The organism is Streptomyces sp. NPDC048521 (assembly GCF_043199855.1).
Lineage (GTDB): Bacteria > Actinomycetota > Actinomycetes > Streptomycetales > Streptomycetaceae > Streptomyces.
In genome coordinates this window covers 450,021-473,858 of record NZ_JBICWR010000002.1, presented here as the reverse complement: position 1 = coordinate 473,858, position 23,838 = coordinate 450,021, and the positions used below count along the sequence as shown (strand labels likewise).

General features: G+C 73.8%; 17 protein-coding genes. 11 read left to right on the top strand and 6 right to left on the bottom strand.

Features of this window, described 5'->3' with window-relative positions; genetic code table 11:
• Positions 1–54 precede the first annotated feature (54 nt).
• The 3 genes from ACGFRF_RS06545 to ACGFRF_RS06535 form a co-directional block, all read right to left on the bottom strand.
• A complete protein-coding gene (locus ACGFRF_RS06545; RefSeq protein ID WP_393737478.1) occupies positions 55–1,896 on the bottom strand; it encodes a glycoside hydrolase in 1,842 nt (613 codons plus the stop codon).
• 11 nt (positions 1,897–1,907) lie between these two features.
• Positions 1,908–3,158 (bottom strand): ROK family transcriptional regulator, encoded by a 1,251-nt coding sequence (locus tag ACGFRF_RS06540; protein ID WP_393737477.1) that lies wholly within the window; start codon positions 3,156–3,158, stop codon positions 1,908–1,910.
• Positions 3,159–3,287: 129 nt separating this feature from the next.
• Positions 3,288–4,532 carry an FAD-binding protein gene (locus ACGFRF_RS06535; protein WP_393737476.1) on the bottom strand — a complete coding sequence of 415 codons (1,245 nt, stop codon included), beginning with the start codon at positions 4,530–4,532 and terminating at the stop codon, positions 3,288–3,290.
• A 107-nt stretch (positions 4,533–4,639) separates the two neighbouring features.
• Between ACGFRF_RS06535 and ACGFRF_RS06530 the strand changes: the two genes are divergently transcribed.
• From ACGFRF_RS06530 to ACGFRF_RS06500, 7 genes are all read left to right on the top strand, one after another.
• Positions 4,640–5,647, top strand: coding sequence for a hydroxyacid dehydrogenase (locus tag ACGFRF_RS06530; RefSeq protein WP_393737475.1), 1,008 nt, complete (start codon positions 4,640–4,642; stop codon positions 5,645–5,647).
• Between the two features lie 368 nt (positions 5,648–6,015).
• Positions 6,016–7,359, top strand: a complete 1,344-nt coding sequence (locus tag ACGFRF_RS06525; RefSeq protein WP_393737474.1) for a radical SAM protein — start codon at positions 6,016–6,018, stop codon at positions 7,357–7,359.
• Positions 7,360–7,595: 236 nt separating this feature from the next.
• The gene (locus ACGFRF_RS06520; RefSeq protein WP_393737473.1) at positions 7,596–9,086 is read left to right on the top strand and encodes a cellulose binding domain-containing protein; all 1,491 of its coding nucleotides are present in this window, start codon (positions 7,596–7,598) and stop codon (positions 9,084–9,086) included.
• Positions 9,087–9,337: 251 nt separating this feature from the next.
• Positions 9,338–10,432: a ribosome small subunit-dependent GTPase A gene (gene rsgA, locus ACGFRF_RS06515; protein WP_393737472.1), complete on the top strand. Its 1,095-nt coding sequence runs from the start codon at positions 9,338–9,340 to the stop codon at positions 10,430–10,432.
• 168 nt (positions 10,433–10,600) lie between these two features.
• On the top strand, positions 10,601–11,995 hold the full coding sequence (locus ACGFRF_RS06510; RefSeq protein ID WP_393737684.1) for a DNA-3-methyladenine glycosylase 2 family protein: 1,395 nt from the start codon (positions 10,601–10,603) through the stop codon (positions 11,993–11,995).
• A complete protein-coding gene (locus ACGFRF_RS06505) occupies positions 11,992–12,480 on the top strand; it encodes a methylated-DNA--[protein]-cysteine S-methyltransferase (RefSeq protein ID WP_393737471.1) in 489 nt (162 codons plus the stop codon). The genes ACGFRF_RS06510 and ACGFRF_RS06505 overlap by 4 nt, the downstream gene beginning before the upstream one ends.
• A 289-nt stretch (positions 12,481–12,769) precedes the next feature.
• Positions 12,770–14,089: an SGNH/GDSL hydrolase family protein gene (locus ACGFRF_RS06500; RefSeq protein WP_393737470.1), complete on the top strand. Its 1,320-nt coding sequence runs from the start codon at positions 12,770–12,772 to the stop codon at positions 14,087–14,089.
• 113 nt (positions 14,090–14,202) lie between these two features.
• On the opposite strand, the gene ACGFRF_RS06495 is transcribed toward ACGFRF_RS06500, so the two are convergent.
• Positions 14,203–15,192 carry a helix-turn-helix domain-containing protein gene (locus tag ACGFRF_RS06495; RefSeq protein WP_393737469.1) on the bottom strand — a complete coding sequence of 330 codons (990 nt, stop codon included), beginning with the start codon at positions 15,190–15,192 and terminating at the stop codon, positions 14,203–14,205.
• A gap of 460 nt (positions 15,193–15,652) precedes the next feature.
• On the opposite strand from ACGFRF_RS06495, the gene ACGFRF_RS06490 reads away from it, so the two are divergent.
• From ACGFRF_RS06490 to ACGFRF_RS06480, 3 genes are all read left to right on the top strand, one after another.
• Positions 15,653–17,380 carry a protein phosphatase 2C domain-containing protein gene (locus ACGFRF_RS06490; RefSeq protein ID WP_393737468.1) on the top strand — a complete coding sequence of 576 codons (1,728 nt, stop codon included), beginning with the start codon at positions 15,653–15,655 and terminating at the stop codon, positions 17,378–17,380.
• Positions 17,381–17,471: 91 nt separating this feature from the next.
• Entirely contained in the window at positions 17,472–19,214 is a 1,743-nt protein-coding gene (locus ACGFRF_RS06485) for a pyruvate dehydrogenase (protein ID WP_393737467.1), read from the top strand.
• A 311-nt stretch (positions 19,215–19,525) separates the two neighbouring features.
• Entirely contained in the window at positions 19,526–19,996 is a 471-nt protein-coding gene (locus ACGFRF_RS06480; protein ID WP_393737466.1) for an ATP-binding protein, read from the top strand.
• A 151-nt stretch (positions 19,997–20,147) separates the two neighbouring features.
• Here ACGFRF_RS06480 and ACGFRF_RS06475 read toward each other — a convergent pair whose 3' ends face one another.
• Positions 20,148–21,188 carry a DUF2637 domain-containing protein gene (locus ACGFRF_RS06475; RefSeq protein ID WP_393737465.1) on the bottom strand — a complete coding sequence of 347 codons (1,041 nt, stop codon included), beginning with the start codon at positions 21,186–21,188 and terminating at the stop codon, positions 20,148–20,150.
• Positions 21,189–21,502: 314 nt separating this feature from the next.
• On the bottom strand, positions 21,503–22,345 hold the full coding sequence (locus tag ACGFRF_RS06470; protein WP_393737464.1) for a (2Fe-2S)-binding protein: 843 nt from the start codon (positions 22,343–22,345) through the stop codon (positions 21,503–21,505).
• 167 nt (positions 22,346–22,512) lie between these two features.
• On the opposite strand from ACGFRF_RS06470, the gene ACGFRF_RS06465 reads away from it, so the two are divergent.
• Positions 22,513–23,325 carry a GntR family transcriptional regulator gene (locus ACGFRF_RS06465; RefSeq protein WP_393737463.1) on the top strand — a complete coding sequence of 271 codons (813 nt, stop codon included), beginning with the start codon at positions 22,513–22,515 and terminating at the stop codon, positions 23,323–23,325.
• Positions 23,326–23,838: the final 513 nt, after the last annotated feature.

The following is a 23,838-nucleotide window of genomic DNA, read 5'->3' as shown; positions in this document are numbered from 1 at the left end:
ATGCGGTTCGTGTTCCTGTTCCTCCGGCACCGGCTGGGCCGCAGGGAGGTGCGTCTACCGCAGGGACCAGGCCTCGTTGGGGCCGCCGTTGCAGCTGTAGAGGATCACCTTGCTGCCGTCGGCCGTCGCCCGTCCGCTGACGTCCAGGCACCGGCCCGACGCCTCGTCGACGATCTGCCCGTTGGAGTTCAGCAGCCAGCGCTGGGTGCCGTCACCGGTCGCGGCTGCCGCCGTCAGGGCGGAACCGCTCGCCGTCAGATAGCCGTGGGCACCCTTCAGCCTGCCCTGCGCGTCGTACGACCACGACTGCCCGGCCGTCCCCGTGCAACCGGCGATCGTCGCGCCCGAGACGTCGGCGGTCAGGCACTTGCCCGACTGCTCACCCACCAGGGCGCCGGTCAGAGTCGAACCGCCGTGCCCTTTGCGGTCGACGACGTACGTCGTGATGGAGCGGGCGGCGAGGGTCGCGGCGAGCGTGCCACCGCTGACCGACGGCTTCGCGACCCTGGCCCAGTTCTCGTCGGCGGAGGTCCGCACCGCCCGCGTCGCCCGCACCGGGGTCTCGCTGTTGAAGTGCAGGTTCAGCGCGGTGTCCGTGGTGTTGTGGTTGTTCACCACGACCACCCACTCGCCGCCCCGGTCGTACGCCGACACCTCCACGCCGGCCGGCGCCCCGGTCACGTTGTGGGCGACCGCGCCGGGCCTGACGAACTTGCTGTACTGGCCCAGCGCGTAGTAGCGCTTGGTGAAGTACAGCGTCTGGTTGCCGTCGGTGGCGTAGTTCGGGTCGTAGTAGATCAGGCCGTCGTTCCAGCCGTCGTCGTTGCGGGCGTTCGGATCGCTGCCGATCATCTCCGACAGCGCCACCCACCACTGGAACGCCGAGTCGTGGGCGGTCGCGAAGTCCTTGTAGATGATCCGGGACAGGTTCAGGCCGCCGTCGATCGTGGGGTCGTACTCCTGCGCCCAGCCGGTGCCGCCCTGGCCGAAGCAGCAGATCTCCGTCGACCAGGACTGCTTGCCGGCCGCCCTGGACGTCTCGTAGACCTTCGCCCGGTCGGCGTCGCCGGGATTGTCGTACGTGTGGTGGGCGAGCTTGGCGACGTACTGGGCCGTGTCCGGCTGCGAGATCCACCGGGGGACCTCTTCGGCGAACTTCACGGTGCTGGTCGACTCGTCGGCGATGATCGTCGTCCTCTGGTGCCGGGCCCGCTGCTCGGCACCGAGCGCCCGGACGATGTCGTCGCGCTGGGAGGGGTCGACGAGCATGCCCTCCTGGCCGCAGGAGTCGAAGCTGTTCGTCGGCTCGTTGAACGGGCTGATGTAGTCGAACCGCACGCCCTGCCGGGCGAAGTGGTCGGTGACGTCGGCCACGTACCTGGCGAAGTCCTGCTCGTTGTCCGCCTTCAGATAGCCGCCGCAGCTCTTGCCGTTGGTCTTCCACCGGGCCGGCGCGCTGTTGACGAAGCCGATCAGGTCCCGCACCCCGTACGCGGCGGCGGCGTGGAGGAAGTACCGGCCCGCCTTGTCCCTGCTCCAGTCGTAACCGCCGTCGGCGTTCAGGAAGTCCTCGGGGGCGCGCGGCGCGTAGGTCACGCCGGTGCCGCCCGCGCCGATGTTGTAGCGGTACGCGCTCAGCTCCAGGCCCTGCGGGGAGAAGAGCAGCTCCGCGACCCGGGCCTGGACCTCGGGGTCGAAGTTCTTCAGGTCGTTGACCCACCAGGCCCCCGACGCGCCGATGTCGTCGATGGTCTGGGCGGCGTGCGGGGAGACCTCGGCCGGCGTGGTCTCGGCGGCGCTCGCGGCCGGGGAGGTGAGCAGCGGTCCGGTGACAGCCAGTGCGGCCGCGACTGTCAGCAGGACGGATCTCCTGGTGCGGGAGTGAGACACGTGCATCCCTTCCGTCGTCATGAAGGCGGTGCGGTACGGCTCCTTGCGGGGATCGTGCGCTTGGTGGATCCCGGCCTCTGCCCGACGGACTGCAGCGCCCCCTCCAGCACGAACGTGGCCGCGCCCAGGGACACCGGGTCGGTGGGGATCGGGGAGAGGACGATCTCGGTGGCGGCCAGCGGCCGGCGCAGGGCGTGCCGGGCGACGGCCCGCCGGACCTCGTCGAGCAGCGGCTCGCCCAGCCGGGAGGCGACCCAGCTGCTGAGGACGACCACTTCGGGGTTGAGGAGATTGATCAGGTCGGAGACACCGGCGCCGAGGTAACGGGCGGTGTCCCGGACGACCTTGACCGCGACCGGATCGCCCGCGGCCACTGCGCGGGCCAGCGCGTCGATGGTGGCCGTCTGGTCCTCGGGGTGCAACAGGGGCGACTCCGGGCTCAGTTCGCGCAGGTTCTGCATGATGCCGGGCGCGCCGACGTACGTCTCCACGCAGCCGTGGTTGCCGCAGTGGCACAGCCGCCCGTCCAGCACGAGCGTGGTGTGCCCCCACTCGCCGGCGCTGTTGCTCACACCCCGGTGCAGTCCGCCGCCGAGGGCCAGCCCGGCGCCGACCCCGGTGCCGAGGTTGACGACCACGGCGTCCCCGCGGCCCCGCGCGGCCCCGAACCACAACTCGGCCACCGTGCAGGCGCGCAGCGGATTGTCCAGGTACAGCGGGTAGGCGATGTGTTCGGCGAGCAGGTCGAGCAACGGAACGTCGTGCCAGTCCCAGTTGGGCGCGTACTCGGCGACCCCGGTGTCCCGGTCCACCTGGCCCGGCACGCTCACGCCGACACCGAGCACCCGGGCCGCCTCGACCCCCGCCTGGGCGACCACCGAGCCGACGGCCGCGGCGACCTGGCCGACCACCTGCTCCGGGCGGCTCTCGCCGGGCCGCATGTCCGCGTCGGCGCGGGCCAGCACGTTCAGCGCCAGGTCGAACAGCTCGACGTGGACGTACGTCTCCGCGATGTCGACACCGATCAACGCGCCCCCCGACGCGTTGACGGCGACCAGGCCCCGGGGTCTGCCCCCGGCGGAGTCCTCGAAGCCGACCTCGGTGATCATGCGGAGGTCCAGCAGCTCGCCGACGAGCGTGGCGACCGTGGCCAGGCTCAGCCCGGTGGCGGCCGCCAGCTCCTGACGGGAGGTGGGGGACTCGGCGATGATCTGGCGCAGCACCTCGTAGCGGTTCGCGGTGCGGATGTCACGTGACGTGCGCTTCACGCGGCTGCCCCTCCCCTCCGGGCCGGGGCGAGCTCGGCACCGGCGCGGGCGTCAGGCTACGGGCTGGGAGGACTTCCGACAAGGGGTTAGGAAAGGGGCTGAATGAAGTCCGCGGCGGACGGGCGGGCGTCAGCCGTCGAGGAGGTCCCGCACGAAGGCGTTGGTGAACGTGCCGGCCGGGTCCAGGGAGCGGGCCAGGGACCGGAAGTCCGCGAGGCGGGTGTACCGCCGGCGCACCGCCGTCGACGGGATCTCGTAGACCTTCCCCCAGTGCGGACGCGGGTCGAAGGGGTCCAGCGCCTCCTCGAGCCGGCGCACCACCGGCAGGACCGCCGCCTCGTCCCGCACCCAGGTGAAGTGCAGCGCGACCGAGTCACGTCCATGGGCCGGGCTGAGCCACTGCGCGTCGGCGGCGACGGTACGCACCTCGCAGGTCTGCAGGACGGCGGCGACCGGCTGCCGGATGCCGTCGATCGCGGCCAGCGCGGCGACGGCCGCGGAGCGCGGCAGCAGGTACTCCGACTGGATCTCCTCCCCGCTGCTCGGCGTGAACTCCGCCCGGAAATGCGGCAGCCGCTCATGCCACGGCCCCGGCACCCCCAGCTGTTCGGTGCAGTTGACCGCGGGCATGCCCGGCACCGGATGCACCGGCTCCGTCGCCGGCGCCGCCCACGGGAAGTCCACCGCCGGCCGGTCGGTGCGCCGCTTGACCCACACCTGCCGGAACCCCGGCCGCCGCCAGTCCGTGAACAGGCTGACGCTGTAGCCGGCCGCCGCGACGGCGCCGAAATCGAGGCCGTTCAGCGGCAGTTCGGTGAACACATGCTGCTCCACCTCGTAGGCGGGCTCGAGGTCGAGGGTGAGCGCGGTGACGACGCCCAGCGCGCCCAGTGAGGTCACCGCACCGTCGAAACGCGCGTCGTCCCGGGCGATCGTCACCGTCGAACCGTCCGCGACGACCAGCTCCACCTCCCGGACGGCCGACGCCAGCGGCCCGTTGCCGACGCCCGAGCCGTGCGTGCCGGTCGCCACCGAACCGGCCACCGAGATGTGCGGCAGGGAGGCCATGTTGGGCAGGGCGAGGCCGTGCGCGTGCACCGCCCGGGCCAGTTCCGCGTAACGGACGCCGCCCGCCACCCGGACCGTACGCGCGGCCGCGTCGACCTCGATCACCGGGGGCAGGCCGGCGGTCGACAGAAGGAGGCCGTCCGGGCCGGGATCGGCGATGTCGTTGAAGGAGTGGCCGCTGCCCAGGACCCGCACCTTCGCACTGCCGGCCACCAGCGTCCGCAGCGCGTCGAGGGTGCGCGGACGCTGGTGCTCCTTCGCGGTGTACGTGATGGTGCGCGCCCAATTGGTCACCGTGTCCGTCATCCTGCCGTCCCTCCCGGAGAGTGCGTGTCCGTTGACCCTCTCATCCGCCGCGACCTACCGTAGAGAGTGGTTGCTGTCCGTGCGTCACCGAGCCGAAGGTCACGTCCTTGCCCGAGCGTCCTCAGGCAATGTTCGCCATGACGGCCCAGAACGTGCCGCACGTCTTCCCGCCGGAACTGCTCGCCCGTCTGCGCGCGTGCGTGGACATCGATCCCGCTGTGGTCGCCCACGACCTCACCGAGCCGCGGGTGCGGGAGGCCCTGGCCCGCACCGAGGTCCTGATCACCGGCTGGGGCTGCCCCCGCCTGGACGCGGCCGCCCTGGACGCGGCACCCAAGCTGCGCGCCGTGCTGCACGCGGCCGGCTCGGTCAAGGGATTCACCACCCCCGAGGTGTGGCGGCGCGGCATCGTCGTCTCCTCGGCCGCCGCCGCCAACGCCCTGCCCGTGGCCGAGTACACGCTCGCCATGATCCTGCTCGCCGGCAAGGACGTCTTCGCCTTCCGCGACCGGCTGCGCACCCGGCGCACCTTCCCCTACGGCGACATCGTCCCCGGCATCGGCAACCACGGCCGCCGCGTGGGCGTCGTCGGCGCCTCCCGCATCGGCCGCCGCCTGATCGAACTGCTCCGCCCGTACGACCTCACGGTCACGCTCGCCGACCCGTACGTCGATGCCCCGGAGGCCGCCCGGCTCGGCGTGCCGCTGCTGGAGCTGGACGAGCTGCTGCGCACCTCCGACATCGTCACGCTGCACGCCCCGCAGACCCCCGAGACCCGACACCTCGTCGGCGCCCGCGAACTGGCCCTGATGCCCGGCGGCTCGGTGCTCATCAACACCGCGCGCGGCGCCCTCGTCGACCACGAGGCGCTGATCGAGGAACTGCGCGCCGGACGCCTCAGTGCCGTCCTGGACGTCACCGACCCCGAACCGCTGCCCGCCGACTCCCCGCTGTTCGACCTGCCCAACGCGTTCGTCACCCCGCACCTGGCCGGCTCCCAGGGCAACGAGGTGGCGCGCCTGGGCCGTACGGTGGTCGAGGAGGCCGAGCGGCTGTCGTCCGGCGCCGCCCTTCTGCATACCGTCGACCAGGCAGGCCTCGACCGGACGGCGTGACCCACCGGGAACCGTCGACCGCACACAGCCGACAGCGGAGCGGCCCGGGACGTCCACCCCGCCCCCACCACGGTCCACGTGCCGCAGGAGGAGGTGGGGCGCGCCGCCGTCCGGCCGGCCCCGTACCGCGCCGAGCTGCCCGGCGCCCGGCATCCGGGCCTGGGCAGGCACGGGGTCCTGCGGGACTCCACCCGCCGAGGAGACCGACCTGCCGTGCGTGCATCGTCCGTACCCGATCGGCCCGGAACCGGCACCCGTCACCGTCGCAGGGGAACACGTCGCGCGTCGTGCGGGGACCCGGCACGGTCGAGCGGGAGGCCAGGGCATACGGTGAGAGGCGAACGCCTGAGCCGGGAGGAGACATACGGATGGGCAGTCGCACCGCGCTGGTCGAGGATCTGATGGAGCGCTTCCCGCATGTGCCGCGGGAGGCGGTCTTCAAGGAGGACCTGCTCCGGGGTGGTGTCGCCTTCGACCCATCCGCCCTCAGCGACAACGAGAGCGGCGAGGTCAAGCCGAAGTCGTACTTCATCTTCTCCTTCGACCACGGCACCCTGCCCGAGCTGGGCGAGGCCGCGCTGCGCCGGCCCCCGGAGGAGATCATCCTCACGGGCGGCCCCTACGATCTGCGCCGTACGGTGGTCTCCGTGCGGGTGAACCCCGCCTCGCCGTACCGGGTCGCCGCCGACGAGGAAGGGATGCTCGGGCTCTACCTCGACGGCAGCCGCATCGCCGACGTCGGCGTGCCGCCGATGCCCGAGTACTACCGGCACACCCTCTCCAACGGGAAGTCCGTGATGGAGGTCGCCCCCACCATCCAGTGGGGCTATCTGATCTACCTGACCGTCTTCCGGGTCTGCCAGTACTTCGGCGCCAAGGAGGAGTGCCAGTACTGCGACATCAACCACAACTGGCGCCAGCACAAGGCGGCCGGGCGGCCGTACACGGGGGTGAAGGACGTCGAGGAGGTCCTCGAAGCCCTCGAGATCATCGACCGGTACGACACCCAGAAGGCGTCCACCGCCTACACCCTCACCGGCGGCGCGATCACCAAGACGGTCGCGGGCCGGGACGAGGCCGACTTCTACGGCCACTACGCCAAGGCCATCGAGGAGCGCTTCCCGGGCCGCTGGATCGGCAAGGTGGTGGCGCAGGCGCTGCCGAAGGCGGACGTGCAGCGGTTCAAGGACTACGGCGTGCAGATCTACCACCCCAACTTCGAGGTCTGGGACCGCCGGCTGTTCGAGCTGTACTGCCCGGGCAAGGAGCGGTACGTCGGCCGGGACGAGTGGCACCGGCGCATCCTCGACTCCGCCGAGGTGTTCGGGGCGCGCAATGTGATCCCGAACTTCGTGGCCGGTGTGGAGATGGCCGAGCCGTTCGGCTTCACCACCGTGGACGAGGCCATCGCCTCCACCACCGAGGGCCTGCGCTTCTTCATGTCGCACGGCATCACGCCCCGCTTCACCACCTGGTGCCCGGAGCCCACCACCCCGCTCGGCAAGGCCAACCCGCAGGGCGCGCCGCTGGAGTACCACATCCGGCTGCTGGAGGCGTACCGGTCCACGATGGACGACTTCGGGCTGTCCTCGCCTCCCGGCTACGGCCCGCCCGGACCCGGCCGCGCGGTCTTCTCCGTCAGCTCCTTCATGGACAGCCTGCCCGCGGACGAACCGGTGGGCGAACCGGAGGCGGCACCGGCCGAGGTGTGATCCCGCACCAGGGGCCGGCGGGGCGGTGAGCCGAACGGCGCCGGCATCCGTACCACAGACCGGAGGTGCGGGCTCACCGTGAGGCGCACCCGTCGGACACGGTCGGTGACCGGATGTGAACAGGCCGCTTGTCAGTTGTGTCGAGGACGTGAAAGGCTCTGTGCCCTGCCGCGGGGTTCCGTACAACTCCCTTCTCCCTATGGTGAGTTGCCCTCGCTCGTGGATGCAGGAGTCCCATGCCCGACCTGCCGACCCCCCAGGACGCCACCGAGGCCGCGCTGTTCTCGGAGGGCTGGGACGCGGTGCTCTCGTACGCGGACCTGTGCACCAGCGGGTCCCTGACGGCCCAGCAGCTGGCGACGCAGGCGTTCACGCTCGGCATGCGCGAGGTCCGCGCCGCCGCGAGCACCCATGTGCGCGGCGCCGGCCGCCGGACCGCACGGCTGCCGACGATACCGGCGCTGCTCACCGCCGTACGCGACACCGCGGCCGCCTGGGAGGCCGACGGCCAGGGCCACAAGCTCGACCCCGACCTGCGGCTGTGGCTCAACTCCGGCAAGGCGGCCCGCTTCGCGGGCCCCCCGCTGCAGCGTCCGGTCGCGCTGCGCGGCCTGCGGGACATGCAGGAGGCCGACGCCTCGCTGCTGTGGCTGGCCGAGGTGGAGGCGCTGCCCCTGCCCACCGTCGCCCGCCGGCTGGGCCTTGACCCGGCCACCGTCGCCGACGAGCTCGACCAGGTCCGCACCCTGTTCCGGGAACGCTGCCACCGCGCCCACCTGGACACCCCGATGGACGCGCAGTGCCGCAGCTACGCCCGGCTGCTGGACGCGGTCACCCGCTCGTCCGCCGCCGACACCCCGGGCGACCTCTCCCGGCACCTCGCGACCTGTGTGAGGTGCGCCGAGGCCGCGGCCTGCCTGCGCCTGCACGGCGGCGGCCTGCCCGCCGCGCTGGCCGGCCAAGTCATCGGCTGGGGCGGCCTCGCCTACCTGGAGCGCCGCCGGCGCGCCGCCGAGGTCCGCCTCGGCGCGGGCCGTCCCGGTGCCGCCCCGGAGCCCGGTGACCCCGAGGAGGACGCGGGCCGCGCCAAGGTGCTGCGCCGCGGACTGCTCGCCGCGGCCGTGCTGCTGTCCGGGCTGGCGCTCGGCGTGTCGCTGATGCCGTTCGGCGGGTCCGGCGACGACACCGCCGTCGCCCACGAGGACCGCCGGCCCGTCGCCGACCCCGGCGTCTCCCGCACCACCCGCGCCCCGTCCCCGTCCCCGTCCCGCACGCCCCCCGCCACCGCCACCGCCTCCCCGACCGGCAGGCGAGCCGCGCCCGAGCGGAAGAAACCCGACCCCGAACCCCAGGGCACGTCCTCCTCCACGCACCACCCCGGCCGCACCGGTGCCCCCGCCACCACCGAGGCGGCCGCCTGCCGGGTCGCCTACGACTTGGTCGGTCAGTGGTCCGAAGGCTTCCAGGCCACCGTCACCGTCACCACCGACCAGGCCCTCACCGGCTGGCGGGTCGCCTGGAGCTTCCGTGACGGCCAGCAGGTCGGCCAGATGTGGGACGCCACCGCCGACCAGAACGGCTCCCGCGTCACCGCCACCGCCGCCGACTACGACAAGTCCGTCGCCGCGCACGGCACCCTCACCTTCGGCTTCCTCGGCACCTGGCAGGACCGGAACCGCACGCCGTACGGCTTCACGCTCAACGGGGCGCCCTGCACGACGGGGTGAGCGGCACAACGGCACCACACGGCCGGCGGAAAACCCTTTGACGCAAACCGCCGCCGCAGGGCTACAGTTGGCGAGCACGCCGACGTGGTGTGCGCACACACGAGTGAGAACGAGGAGGTGTCGACCGATGGCTGTCACTGTGCTGGGCGCTGCCCTCATCCAGGAACTCATCAAGTCCACCTCCGTGGCCACCGGCTGATCCGACCGCGCCGACCGCGCCTGCCCGGGGCCACCCCTGTGAAGGGTCTCCCTTGACTTCCACCTCTGCCGTGTCCTCCGCGCTGACCCCCTACGGCTGGGACGACGCCTGGGCCGACACGTTCACCCCCTACGCGGCCGAAGGGCTGCTGCCCGGCCGGGTCGTCCGGGTCGACCGCGGCCAGTGCGACGTCGTCACCGCGGCCGGAGTCCTCCGCGCCGACACCGCCTTCGTCACCCCGCACGACCCGATGCGGGTCGTGTGCACCGGCGACTGGGTCGCCGTCGAACCCGGCGGCAACCCCCGCTATGTGCGCGCGTACCTGCCGCGCCGCACCGCCTTCGTGCGCTCCACCTCCTCCAAGCGGTCCGAGGGGCAGATCCTCGCCGCCAACGTCGACCACGCCGTCGTCGCCGTGTCCCTCGCGGTGGAACTCGACCTCGGCCGCGTCGAACGCTTCCTCGCCCTCGCCTGGGAGTCCGGCGCCCAGCCCGTGGTCGTCCTCACCAAGGCCGACCTCGTGCCGGACCCCGCCACCCTCGCCCACCTGGTGCAGGACGTGGAGACGAGCGCGCCCGGCGTGCCCGTGCTCACCGTCAGCGCCCTGCACGGCGACGGGCTCGACACCCTCGTCGCAGTCGTCGGCTCCGGTACGACCGTGCTGCTCGGCCAGTCCGGCGCGGGCAAGTCGACCCTGGCCAACGCCCTCGTCGGCGACGACGTCATGGACGTCCGGGCGGCGCGGGACGTCGACGGCAAGGGCCGGCACACCACGACCACCCGCAACCTGCTCGCCCTGCCCTCCGGCGGCGTCCTCATCGACACCCCCGGGCTGCGGGGCGTCGGCCTCTTCGACGCCGAGACCGGTGTCGGGGCGGTCTTCGCCGAGATCGAGGAACTGGCCGCACGGTGCCGCTTCCACGACTGCGCCCACGAGACCGAGCCGGGCTGCGCGGTGCGCTCCGCCGTCGAGAGCGGGGAGCTACCGGTACGGCGGCTGGAGAGCTACCGCAAGCTGATGCGGGAGAACCAGTGGATCGTGGCCAAGACGGACGCCAGGGTCCGTGCGGAGCTGCGGCGGGACTGGAAGCGGAAGGGGGCGGAGGGCAGGGCGGCGATGGAGGCGAAGCGGGGGCGCCGGAAGTAGGTGGCCCTGTGCCGGTGCGGGCGTTCCGGGGCGCCGCCCCCGGGCCCCCGGCTCCGGCCCGCCTCGTCCTCGAACGCCGGGGGCCGATCGTTGCGACCGGCCCCCGGCAGCTCCACGTCCGATTCCCGCTGGCCGGCTCCTCCTCCCGCGTCCGACACTGGAACCGTGATGGACGAAGACAGCAGGTACGAGGCGGTGCGCAGCCGGGACGGGCGGTTCGACGGTGCGTTCTTCTTCGCCGTCGAGACCACCGGCATCTACTGCCGGCCGAGCTGCCCGGCGGTGACGCCCAAGCGGCACAACGTGCGGTTCTTCCCGACGGCCGCCGCCGCACAGGGCTCCGGCTTCCGGGCCTGCCGCCGGTGCCGGCCGGACGCCGTGCCGGGCTCGGCGGAGTGGAACGTCCGCGCGGACGTCGTCGGCCGGGCCATGCGCCTGATCGCCGACGGCGTCGTGGACCGCGAAGGCGTCGCCGGGCTCGCCGCGCGCCTCGGCTACAGCGCCCGGCAGGTGCAGCGGCAGCTCACCGCCGAGCTGGGCGCCGGGCCCGTGGCGCTCGCCCGGGCCCAGCGCGCGCACACCGCGCGGGTACTGCTGCAGACCACCGACCTGCCGGTCACCGAGATCGCCTTCGCGTCCGGGTTCGCCAGCGTGCGGCAGTTCAACGACACCGTCCGCGACGTGTACGACGCGACGCCGACCGAGGTGCGCGCCGCCGCCCCCCGGGGCCGGGAGACCCGCCGGGCCACCCCGGGCGCGGGCATCCCGCTGCGGCTGGCGTACCGGGGCCCGTACCAGGCGGCCGCCGTCTTCGACCAGCTGGGGCGGGAGGCGGTGCCGGGGATCGAGGAGGTGTCCGGCACCCCGGGCGGCCGCACCTACCGGCGCACCCTGCGGCTGCCGTACGGCACCGCGCTCGTCGCCGTCGCCGAGCACACCCGGGCGCCGAAGGCGGGCGGCGGCACCCATCCGGGCGGCTGGCTGGACGCACGGCTGCACCTCACCGACCCCAGGGACCTCACCACCGCGGTGCAGCGGCTGCGGCGCCTGTTCGACCTGGACGCCGACCCGTACGCCGTCGACGAGCGGCTCGGCACCGACCCACGGCTCGCCCCGCTGGTCGCCGCCCGGCCCGGGCTGCGCTCGCCCGGCGCCGTCGACCCGCTGGAACCCGCCGTCCGCGCCCTGATCGGCACCAGGGGCGCCGAGGAGCTGGTACGCCGCTACGGCAAGGCGCTCGACGCTCCCTGCGGCAGCCTCACCCACCTCTTCCCGGAGCCGGCCGTGCTCGCCGAGGCCGAGCCCGACGGCCCGCTGGGCGCGCTCGCCGCCGCCCTCGCCGACGGCACCGTACGGCTGGATCCGGGCGCCGACCGGGACGACGCCCAGCAGGCGCTGCTCGCCCTGCCCGGCATGGACCCGGCCACCGCCGCCACCATCCGCGTGCGCGCGCTCGGCGATCCGGACGTGGCCCCGCCCGGCAAGGCGCTCCCCGACGCGTGGCGGCCGTGGCGGTCGTACGCCGTCCAGCATCTGCGCGTGGCGGGGGAGTCGAGCCGATGACGAGCGTGTACTTCACCCACCTGGACGCCCCGGTCGGGCCGCTGCTGCTCACCGCCGACGCGGACGGGGCGATCACCTCGCTGTCCGTGCCCGGACAGAAGGGCGGGCGGGTCGTCCAGCCCGACTGGCGGCACGATCCGGGCCCGTTCCGTGCGGCCGGCGAGCAGCTCGCCGCCTACTTCGCCGGTGAACTCAGGGAATTCCGGTTGCCGTTGCGTGCCGAGGGCACCGACTTCCGGCAGCGGGTGTGGGCCGCGCTGGACGAGGTGCCGTACGGTGCCACCGCCACCTACGGAGAGATCGCCGCGCGAATCGGCGCAACCCGCGCGGCCGTTCGCGCCGTCGGCGGGGCGATCGGCGCCAACCCCCTGCTGATCGTGCGCCCTTGCCATCGGGTCATCGGCGCGAACGGGGCGATGACAGGTTACGCGGGCGGACTCGAGCGCAAGGTCCGGCTGCTGACCCTGGAAGGCGTGCTCACCTAGGCCTGTCCCCGGCGGGGCGTCCGGCGTGTACGCGCGCCCCGCACCCGCCGGGGGCCGCACGCGCGCCGTGCCGTTCCCGACCGGGGCGGCGGCCTTCGCGTTCCACCGGAGATCGCGCCACTTCTTTCCGGCCCAGGGCGCAGCCGCCGGCCACCATCGTGCCGTCGTCCCGGAGGACGAAGCCGACGGGTTGCGCCGAGCGGGTGGACCGGTGTCGATGTTCCGTCGGCGCGGCCCGCCCGTGTGGCACGGTCGCCTCCGACGAACCACGGGGAAGGGCGGCGCACACATGGCCAAGGTCGGACGGGTCCTCGTGGTCCTGCTGCTGGGGATGCTGCCGGGTACGACGACCGCCGTGGCCGAGCCGGCGTCCGCGCGCTGGACGGGCAGTTGGGAGACCGCGCCGTCGGGAACCGCGCCCGCACTGCCCGGCGCCGCCGTCCGCAACGTCGTCCACCTCAGCGTCGGCGGCACCGCCGTGCGCGTCCGGCTCGGCAACCGGCTCGGCACCGCGTCCCTGTCCCTCGGCGCGGTCACCGTCGCCCTGCGCCGGGCGGCCGGCCCGGACGCCGTGCCCGGCACCCTGCGCACCGTCACCTTCCACGGCGCCCCCACCGTCACCGTGCCACCCGGCCAGGACACGGTCTCCGACCCGGTGCCGCTGCCCGTCCCGGCCGCCGCCGACCTCCTCGTCACCGTGTACACGCCGGGCGACAGCGGGCCCGCCACCTACCACCACACCGCCCTGCAGACCAGCTATGTGGCCCTCGCCGGCGAGGGCCGGGCCGCCGACGAGGACGGCGCCGCGTACACGAAGCGGATCAGCCGCTGGTACTACGTCACCGGCGTCGATGTCCGGGGGCACGCCCGCGGCAGCGTCGTGGCGTTCGGCGACTCCCTCACCGACGGCAACGGTTCCACCCCCGACGCCAACCACCGCTGGCCCGACCGGCTCGCCGAGCACCTGAGCGCCCACCGGCTCGGCGTGCTCAACGCCGGGATCGCCGGAAACCGCCTGCTGCGCGACGGCAGCGGGCCCAGCGCCCTCGTCCGCCTGGACGCCGACGCCCTGGACCGGGCCGGGGTGCGCGCCCTGGTCGTCCTCGAGGGCATCAACGACATCAAGGGCACCCCGGAGGCGAACGATGCCGCCGCGTACGCCGACGCCTACCGCACCCTCGTCGCCCGCGCCCACGCCCGCGGCATCCGGGTCGTCGGCGTCACCCTCACCCCCTACCGGGGCTATCCCGCCTACACGGACGTCGGCGAGGCCGTGCGGCAGCGGGTGAACGCCTTCATCCGCGGCGGCGGCACCTTCGACGCGGTGGCCGACGCCGACGCCGCCGTACGCGACCCGGCCGACCCCACCCGCATCCTGCCGGGATACGACCCCGGTGACCACCTGCACTTCAACGACGCGGGCATGACGGCCGTCGCCGAGACCGTGCGCCTGGCCCTGGCACGGGCACCGTGGGCGGACTTCGCCCGGTCCGGGCACGCGGACCACGGGCGTCCTTCGTCTGCCCCGGGCCCGAGGACCGCCGGCATCCCTCGTCCGGGCCCGGGCAGGGTGGCGCCGGCCGCCGTCCCCCGGTCCTGGCGCCGGTGAGCCTCGCCGGTCACGCCCACAGCACCACCCCCAGCCAGGCCCCGCGATCGGCAGGCAGGCGACCGCTGGGAGAAATCGCAGGTCAAGGCGGGACGGGCGGCCGGTTGCGACGGTCAGCGGGGTTCGTCCCGGGTCACCCAGCCCTGCTCGTAGGCGTGCCAGCCCAGTTGCAGCCGGGTCGTCACCCCGGCCAGCTCCATCAGCCGCTTCACCCGGCGCTGCACGGTCCTCAGGCCCAGGTCGAGCTGTTTGGCCACGCTCGCGTCGGTCAGCCCGGCGAGCAGCAGCGACAGCACCTGTAGATCGGTGGCGTCGGGGCCGTCCGGCCGCTCCTCGGCCACCCCGGAGGCGTCCAGGCGCAGCGGCAGCGCGTCGCGCCACACCGACTCGAACAGCCCGGACAGCAGCTCCAGCAGCCCGCTGGCGTGCACCACGAGCGCGGCAGGCTCCGTCGTCCGCGAGGTCAGCGGCACCATCGCGAGCGAGCGGTCGGCCACCACCAGCTTCGTCGGCACCCGGTCCACCACCCGTACCCGCTCGTCCCGGCCGAGCGCCGCCGTCAGCTCGGTCAGCCCGTGCGGCAGGTCCAGCACCGCCCGCTCGACCACCACCCGGTAGCGCACCCCGCGCCCGGCGGCCTGCTCCTCCGCGTCGTTGTCCGTCCCGGAGACGACCACCGGATTGCCGGTGACCAGCGCGCACACCTCCTCGGCGGCCCCCAGCTGCAACTGCAGGAAGCGCTGGGCCACCGCCGGGGCGCCGGTCACCACCTCCACCAGGTCGTGCACCGCCGGCTCGGCCGCCGCCGCCCGGTACTCCTCGGCGAGCAGCGCCGCCGCCAGCTCCGCCTTCTCCAGCTCGTGCCGCTGCTGGGTGAGCAGCGCGCCCAGCGCCACCCCGGGCGGGGCCGCCACCCAGCGGCCCGGCCGCGCCGAGGACTGGGCCGCGAGCCCCTGCCGCTCCAGCCGGCGCAGCGCCCGCTCGGTGTCCCGCTCGGCCAGCGTCAGACGCCGGGCCAGGTCGGCCACCTCGGCGGCGCCCACGGACACCAGTGCCCGGTACGCCGCCTCGTGCGTCTCGTCCAGCCCTATCGCCGTCAGCATCGGCCCGCGCCCCTCCCTGTGCACCGGTCCACGAAAGCGGCGCACCGTGGCGGAAACCGGCCACGACGCAAACCCGCCGCAGGACATCATCGCCGTACCGGTGGTGACTCTGCCAAGGTGGCAGCACCGCAGGACGCGCGGCCGTGCCCACGGCTCACCGCGGCGTCCCAGGAAACCAAGCCATGTTCCGGCCGTTCGACCGGCGCCGTCGCGGCCCGGTCGCCCGGGACCATGGTCCGGGCCCGGACGCGTGCGAGCACGCGGACGGGGTGCGGGGCCGGGCCACTTCAGACGTCGCCGGGCGGTCCTCCCGTGGGGGGTGGGGCCGCCCGGCGGCCATCAACCGCTTCTCGTACGGCTGTTCACTCCCTCACTCGACACGCCGTTCGAGGTGCCCGGGCGCGCCGCATTTTCCCGATGCCCCGTTTTCGGACGGCCCGTGCGGTGGACAATCAGGGGCATGAGCCAGCAGGGGGGAAAGCCAGCCCGGCATGAGGACGACTGGTGGCGGCAGCTGTACGACGACTCCACCGCGGACACGGGTCCCACGGCCGCGCCGGATTCCCTGGACGACCGCTACGCCTCGGCGAAGAGCACGGTGACGGGCGGACCGGGCGAGGCGCCGGGACGCCACGACACGGGGCCGACCGGCCAGGACGGCGACGGCTACGACGACTACGACGGCGACGGCAGCGGTGGTTACGACGGCGCGGACAGCGGCGGCCATGACGACGGCGGCGGCTACGACGACTACGACGGCTTCGGCGGCGGCGATGGCGACGGTGGTGAGGACAGACCGGGCCCCCGGGGACCGGCAGTCCCCGCGCAACGCGGCGCGCCGGCTCCGAGTCCCGCTCCGTCAGCCGGACCACCGGCGCCCGAAGCCCCCGCCGATCCGCCGCGCACCACGGGCCTCGCACAGCCGCCCCAGGCCGCGGCCCCCGAGCCGCCCCAGGCAACGGCTCCCGCACAGCCGCCTGAGGGAGCGGCTCCCGTACAGCCGTCTCAGGGAGCGGACGTCGAGCCGCCGCAGGCTCCCGTACCGCCGCCCCAGGTGACGGCCCCCCAGCCGCCGCGAGCCCCGGTTCCCGATGAGCCGCCGTACGTCGCCGAGCGGCACGCGCGCACGGAGACCGTCGCGCCCGGGGAGCCTTCGGCGTCGGAGCCCTCCGCACCGGTGCCCTCCACCCCGCCCCGCTCCCCGGAGCCGTCCGTCGCCTCCGTCGACTACGTGGGCTCCGGACCCCCGACCTACGACCCCGAGCCGACCGCGCTCCCCGCCGCCGATCCGGACGGGCTCGGGGAGCAGGTCGCCGACACCGTGCTGGACGGCGCCCGGTACGGGGCCTGCACCCTGCGGGCGGTGTCGCTGCGCGGTGACTCCGCCCGGTACCGGGGCGAGCCGCGCCGGGACTCGCTGCTCACCGCCCGGTTCGGCAGCGGGGAGCAGGCGCTCGTCCTCGTCGCGATGGCGACCGGCGCGCGGGCCACACCGGGCGCGCACCTGGCGGCGGCCGAGGCGTGCCGGTGGATCGGGCGGGCCGTGGGCCGCAGCCATCAGCGGCTGGTGGAGGACATCCGGGCGGCCCGGCGCGGCGACCTGAAGTCCGGTCTGCACCGGCTGACCGACCGCAGCCTCGGCCGGCTGCGGGCGAGCGCCCTCGAGCAGGGCGTCGACCCGGAGGAGTACACGGCGAGCCTGCGCTGTCTGCTGCTGCCCGCCGACCCGGACTGCCGTACGCGCGTGTTCTTCGGCGTCGGTGACGGCGGCCTGTTCCGGCTGCGGGACGGCGCGTGGCAGGACATAGAGCCGCGCGTGTCACCCGCCGAGGCCACCGGCGCGCCGGTCGCCGGGTTCGGCTCGCCGCCGGCGGAGACCTCCGAGGGCGACCGGCTCACCCTGGACCTCGGCATCCCGACACCGCCGAGTCCCTACGAGCCGGCGCCGCAGCCGCCCCGCGAACCGTTCCGCTTCCGCGCCTCGGTAGCCCGCCCGGGTGATGCGCTGGTGATGTGCACCGCGGGCCTGGCCGACCCGCTGCGCGGGGAACCCGCCCTCTGCGCCTACCTGGCCCGCCGCTGGTCCGGTCGGGCCGCGCCCGGCCTCGCCGCGTTCCTCGCCGACGCCCAGGTGCGGGTGAAGGGCTATGCCGACGACCGTTCGGCGGCGGCCGTTTGGGAGGCGTAACCGCTGCCCCTGTGGATTCATGGAAGGTGAATTCCCGGAGCCCGGGCCCGCCGGAGGGATTCGGGCAGACCTGAGGGGCAGACGAGAGACCATGGCCAGACAGAACGTAGCCGAGCAGTTCGTGGACATCCTCGTCCGCGCCGGGGTGCGCCGGCTGTACGGCGTCGTCGGCGACAGCCTCAACCCGGTCGTGGACGCCGTCCGCCGCAACTCCGCCATCGACTGGATCCACGTACGCCACGAGGAGACCGCCGCCTTCGCGGCCGGCGCCGAGGCGCAGATCACCGGGAAACTGGCGGCCTGCGCGGGCTCCTGCGGCCCGGGCAACCTGCACCTGATCAACGGCCTGTACGACGCCCACCGCTCCATGGCCCCGGTGCTCGCCCTCGCCTCCCAGATCCCCTCCGGCGAGATCGGCCTCGGCTACTTCCAGGAGACCCACCCCGACCGGCTCTTCCAGGAGTGCAGCCACTACAGCGAGCTGATCTCCAGTCCCCAGCAGATGCCCCGGCTGCTGCAGACCGCCATCCAGCACGCGGTCGGCCGGAGGGGCGTCAGCGTGGTCTCCCTGCCGGGCGACATCGCCGCCGAACCCGCCCCGGAGAAGGCCGCCCGGAGCGCCCTCGTCACCTCCCGGCCCACTGTCCGCCCAGGCGACACCGAGATCGACAAGCTCGTGGAGATGATCGACGAGGCCGGCAAGGTCACCCTGTTCTGCGGCAGCGGCACGGCCGGCGCCCACGCCGAGGTCATGGAGTTCGCCGGGAGGATCAAGGCCCCGGTGGGACACGCGCTGCGCGGCAAGGAGTGGATCCAGTACGACAACCCGTACGACGTCGGGATGAGCGGCCTGCTCGGCTACGGCGCCGCCTACGAGGCCACCCACGAGTGCGACCTGCTGATCCTGCTCGGCACCGACTTCCCGTACAACGCCTTCCTGCCGGACGACGTGAAGATCGCCCAGGTCGACGTACGGCCCGAGGTGCTGGGCCGCCGCTCCCGACTCGACCTCGCGGTGTGGGGGGACGTCCGCGAGACCCTGCGCTGTCTGATCCCGCGGGTGCGGGAGAAGACCAGCCGGCGGTTCCTCGACAAGATGCTGAAGAAGCACGCCGACGCGCTGGAGGGCGTGGTCAAGGCGTACACGCGGAAGGTCGACAAGCACGTCCCGATCCACCCGGAGTACGTGGCCGCCGTCCTCGACGAGGTCGCGGCCGACGACGCGGTGTTCACGGTCGACACCGGCATGTGCAATGTGTGGGCCGCCCGGTACGTCTCGCCCAACGGCCGCCGCCGGATCATCGGTTCGTTCTCCCACGGTTCGATGGCGAACGCGCTGCCCATGGCGATCGGGGCGCAGTTCACCGACCGGCGCCGGCAGGTGGTGTCCATGTCCGGGGACGGCGGATTCGCCATGCTGATGGGCGACTTCCTGACGCTCGTGCAGTACGACCTGCCCGTCAAGGTCGTGCTGTTCAACAACTCCTCACTCGGCATGGTCGAGTTGGAGATGCTGGTGGCGGGCCTGCCCTCGTACGGCACGACGAACGCCAACCCCGACTTCGCCGCCGTCGCCCGGGCCTGCGGTGCCTACGGGGTGCGGGTGGAGAAGCCCAAGCAACTCGCGGGGGCGCTCAAGGACGCCTTCAAGCACAAGGGACCGGCCCTGGTGGACATCGTCACCGATCCGAACGCGCTGTCCATCCCGCCACGGATCAGCGCCGACATGGTCACCGGGTTCGCCCTGTCGGCGTCCAAGATCGTGCTGGACGGCGGGGTCGGCCGCATGCTCCAGATGGCCCGCTCCAACCTCCGCAACGTACCGCGCCCCTAGGTCCCGTCCCGCACACCGCCGTCAGGGAGCTGATTTCGGCCAGTTTCACGACGCGTGACGGTATGCCGACCGCCCGTGCCGGGCGCAGCTGCGTTGCCTTCTCGGGGCGTCAGTGGCGCCCAGCGGTGGTCACAGAGCCCGCGGTACGGGGGGCCACCGGCACCCGGACCGGGGACGGCGCCCTGTCCGCGTGGCCGAACCGCCGGTCATCGGGCATGAGTCATGACTGCCTGTGAGCCTGCTGGGCAAGCATCCCCCGTGAACGTGTTCGACCAGGAGGGCCAGGGACCGGCGGCGTGCGGGCGGGGGTCATGAAGAGGCAGGCGCGAGGGGGCGGTCCCGGGGTCATCGGGGCCTCCTCGGCGAAGGCGGGGGAACAGACCGACACCATCACGGAACACGCGCACCGGCTCCGGCGCAGGCTGGGCCGGGCGGACCTCAAGGCGGTGCCGCAGGCCCGCCGGGAGTTGCGCGAACTGCTGCGGCACTGGGGCAAGCCGGGCCGCTCGGAGATCGCCGAACTGCTCACCAGCGAACTGGTCACCAACGCGCTCGTCCACACCGACGACGACGCCGTCCTGACGGCCGTCGTGGAACCGGACGGACTGCGGGTGGAGGTACGGGACTTCGTACCCCGCAGACCCGAGCCGCGGGGCCCGGAGACCGACGACACCCACGGCCGGGGCCTGATGCTGGTCCAGTCCCTCGCGGACGCCTGGGGCGTACGGCCGCACGGCGTGGGCAAGTCGGTGTGGTTCGAACTCGGCGCCGAGGCGGCCTGAGCACGGCGGGGCGGGCAGCAGCGGCACATTCGGCCGGTAGCGGGACGAGCGGTGGGGACGGGAACGGGACGGGGGCGTGACCCGCGTGGTCACGCCCCCGTCCCGTGGTGTTCGGTCCTCGCCCCGTGCGTGCTCTCGGGTCACCGGACAGTCAGCCGAACTGCTGCTCCAGGTCCTTCAGCTTGCGCTCCAGGGAGTCCAGGCGCGGCAGGGCCATGGTGTCGTCCTCCGCGGTGAGGTCGACGGTCACCGGTTCAGATCCGCTGCGGACCGGCTGCAGGGAGGGCCGAGGGCGTACGGGCAGCTGCTCCGCGGTCGATATGGCAGGCTCCGCGGTTGCGGGGGCGGGCCCGCGCTCGACCGCCTGCACCTCGACCTGCCGGTCGGCCCGGCCGATGAAGCCGCGGTGGCCCCGGCTGATGGCCTTCAGCTGGGCGCGCTCCACGCGCTGCTGGTCGCGCCGGCGCTGGCGGGTCTCCTCCTTCTGCCGCTTGTCCTCGCGGACCTCCTCGACCGCCTCGTCGAGGCTGCGCACACCCTCCAGGAGCATCAGCGACCAGGCGCGGTAGGTCTCGCGGGGCGCCCGCAGCCAGCGCACGATGCGGATCTGCGGCAGCGGACGCGGCACCAGGCCCTGCTCGCGCAGCGCGGCCCGGCGGGTCTGCTTCAGCGCCCGGTCGAACAGGACGGCCGCCGACAGCGACATGCCGGAGAAGAACTGGGGGGCGCCGTCGTGGCCCGCGCCCCGGGGTGCGTGCACCCAGTTGAACCAGGCCGCCGCAGCGGCGAACATCCATACGAGCAGCCGGGAGCCGAGGGCCGCGTCACCGTGGCTGGCCTCGCGCACCGCGAGCACGGAGCAGAACATCGCCGCACCGTCCAGACCGAACGGCACCAGGTACTGCCAGCCGTCGGTCAGCCCGAGGTTCTGCTCGCCGAAGCCGACCAGGCCGTGGAAGGACAGGGCTGCCGCCACCGCCGCACAGCAGAAAAGAAGCACATAGGAGGCGGTGCCGTAGATGGCCTCCTTGCGCCTGCGGCGCTCCTCGCTGCGCTCCCAGGAGTCGTCCGCGCTCGCGTTCTCCCCGGAGGAGCGCTTGCCGCGCGCGAGCACCGCCACCGCCGCCAGCATCCCCAGGAGCAGTACGGCGCCCGGAAGCAGCCAGTTCAGCGATATGTCGGTCAGTCTCATCAGGGGTCCCTTGCATTGGGATAGGGCGTAACGCCCGCCATAGTGGCCCACTCCCCACGGCCCTCAGGGGGTTTCGGGGCAAGAGGCCGCCAATAAGGTGCAAGGGAATGCCCAGGACGGCGTTCTGCTCGAACTGCCGCTTGAGGGGCGGGAGTTGAGTTCGAATAAGACTACCCGTACGGGTGGTTCCTCGGAAAGTTCCCGTGACAGGTGAGGAAGTTGTGAATCCCTGTCCGAGGCCCTGTCCGCGGGCGGGCGGTCCGATCGCGATGATCTTAATGGACGCCGGGCGGTGCTCCGTACCTGACAGCCCCTCAAGCGGCGGCGGCCGACGTGAGTTTGGTGATCCGGTCGCTGTCGCAGGTGCGCGGGCAGGTGGCGCAGGTGTCCTCGGGGCGCACGGTGTAGAACATGCAGCAGCTGGCCCGGTCCCGGGTGGGCAGCGGCCGGCCGTCCGGCCCGGTCAGCACCCGGAACGCGGCGGAGCCGACGTACGGCCCGGTGGCGCCGGGCAGCAGCAGCTCCAGTTCCCGCACGGCCCGCCGCTCCTCGTCCGCCCCGAGCAGCTGTGCGACGTACCACAGCCCCTCCACGACCTCGTCGGTCGCCATGCCCCACAGGGCCCGGCCGCGCCGCCGCATCCGCGGCCCGAAGGCGGCGAGCACCGGCTCCAGGTGCTCGGCGACGGCCGCCCGCACCTCAGCCCGCAGCGCCTCCTCGTCCCGCACGACGACGGCACCGGACAGCACGGCCGCGGGGTCGCCGGGCAGGCAGGCGAACGAGACGGGGCGGCGTACGGCCATGCGCCCGGCGCTGCGGTCGTACGAGACGTGCGTCACGGGCAGCCGGGGCACCCGGCGGTGCAGGAACCACGGGACGGTGATCAGCAGGCAGGCGGGCCAGGCGTAGCGGTGCAGGCCGAAGCTCGCGACGACGTCCGGGCGGGCCCGCCGTCCGTAGTCCCGCAGCACCTGGGCCTCGTCCCAGGCCAGGAAGGCGTCCAGCTCCGCACCGCCCGCCGCGAGCCCCGCGCCGCCGACCCAGCCGCCGCCGCGGGGCGCCGGGTCGTCCGGGCCCCGTTCGGTCACGGTGAGGCCGGGACAGACCGCGCCGAGGCGGTCGTAGGCGGCGGTGAGCGGCGAGGCCGCAGCGGGCATGGCGGAACCACCGATCCTTGATCACGGGCCGGGCACCCTAGGTAAGGCTCACCTTACCCACACTCGGTGGAGTTTGAACTACCGCCTGGTAGGCCTAAGGTGCTTGACGGACAAGTGACAAGCCGTCGTTAATGACCCCAAGTACCGACATGCCGCCAGGAGGACCCGTGAAGCAGGGCGTGCAGGGCTCCGCCGGGCCGGGGAGACCGGAGGGCGGCGCGCCGGGCGCGGCCCGGGTGCCGGCGCAGCAGCGCGCGGCGGACGCCCTGGACGGATTCCGTGAGCGGGACACCGCGACGCACGGGGTGCGGGGCGAGCACACGCACGCCGAGCGGCCCCTGCCCGGGCCCCGGCTCGCGGTGCAGCGGTCCTCGGTGCGCGGGCAGATCCTCGACGCGTTGCGCACGGCGCTGGTGGCCGGCGAGCTGAAGCCGGGCGAGGTGTACTCGGCGCCGGTCCTCGGCGAGCGCTTCGGCGTCTCGGCCACGCCGGTCCGGGAGGCCATGCAGCAGCTCGCGCTGGAGGGCGCCGTCGAGGTGGTCCCCAACCGCGGCTTCCGGGTGATCGAGCGGGGGACGCGGGAGCTGGCCGAGCTGGCGGAGGTGCGGGCGCTCATCGAGGTGCCGGTGATGCTGCGGCTCGCCCGGACCGTGCCGGCCGAGCGGTGGGCCGGGCTGCGTCCGCTCGCCGAGGACACGGTGCGCGCGGCTGCCTCCGGCTGTCCGGCCACCTACGCGGAGTCCGATCGCGCCTTCCACGGGGCGCTGCTGTCCCTGTCGGGCAACGAGCAGCTGGTCCGCATCGCCGAGGACCTGCACCGGCGCTCGCAGTGGCCGCTGGTCGGCGGCCCCGTACGGCACGGCCGGGGCGACCTGGTCGCGGACGCCGCGGAGCACCTGACCCTGCTGGAGGCACTGATCGCTCGCGACGTGGACGTGGTCCGGGGACTGGTCGGCGAGCACTTCGCGGGCACAAGCTGAGGGACGGCCCCGGAACGATGCGGCCGACGGCGCTGCAACCTCCCCTGGGGGCGCGGGGAGCTGCGCGACGAGCCCCCGCAGGCCCGCAGGCGGCGAACGACCTCCGACACCGGGTACCAAGCCGTCCCGCTGAAACTCGCAGCTGCGGAGCTGTGCAGCCGACGGCGCTGCACCCCCTGGGGGCGCGGGGAGCTGCGCGACCAGCCCCCACCGGTCCGCAGGCGGCGAACGATCTGCCACACCGCGTGCCAAGCCGTCGCCGGACGCGATCCCGCTGAAGCTCGCGGCTGCGGAGCGGTGCAGCCGACGGTGCTGCAACCCCTGGGGGCGCGGGGAACTGCGCGACCAGCCCCCGCCGGCCCGCAGGCGGCGAACGACCTCCGACACCGGGTACCAAGCCGTCGCCGGACGCGATCCGGCTGAAGCTCGCGGCTGCGGAGCGGTGCAGCCGACGGTGCTGCAACCCCTGGGGGCGCGGGGAACTGCGCGACCAGCCCCCGCCGGCCCGCAGGC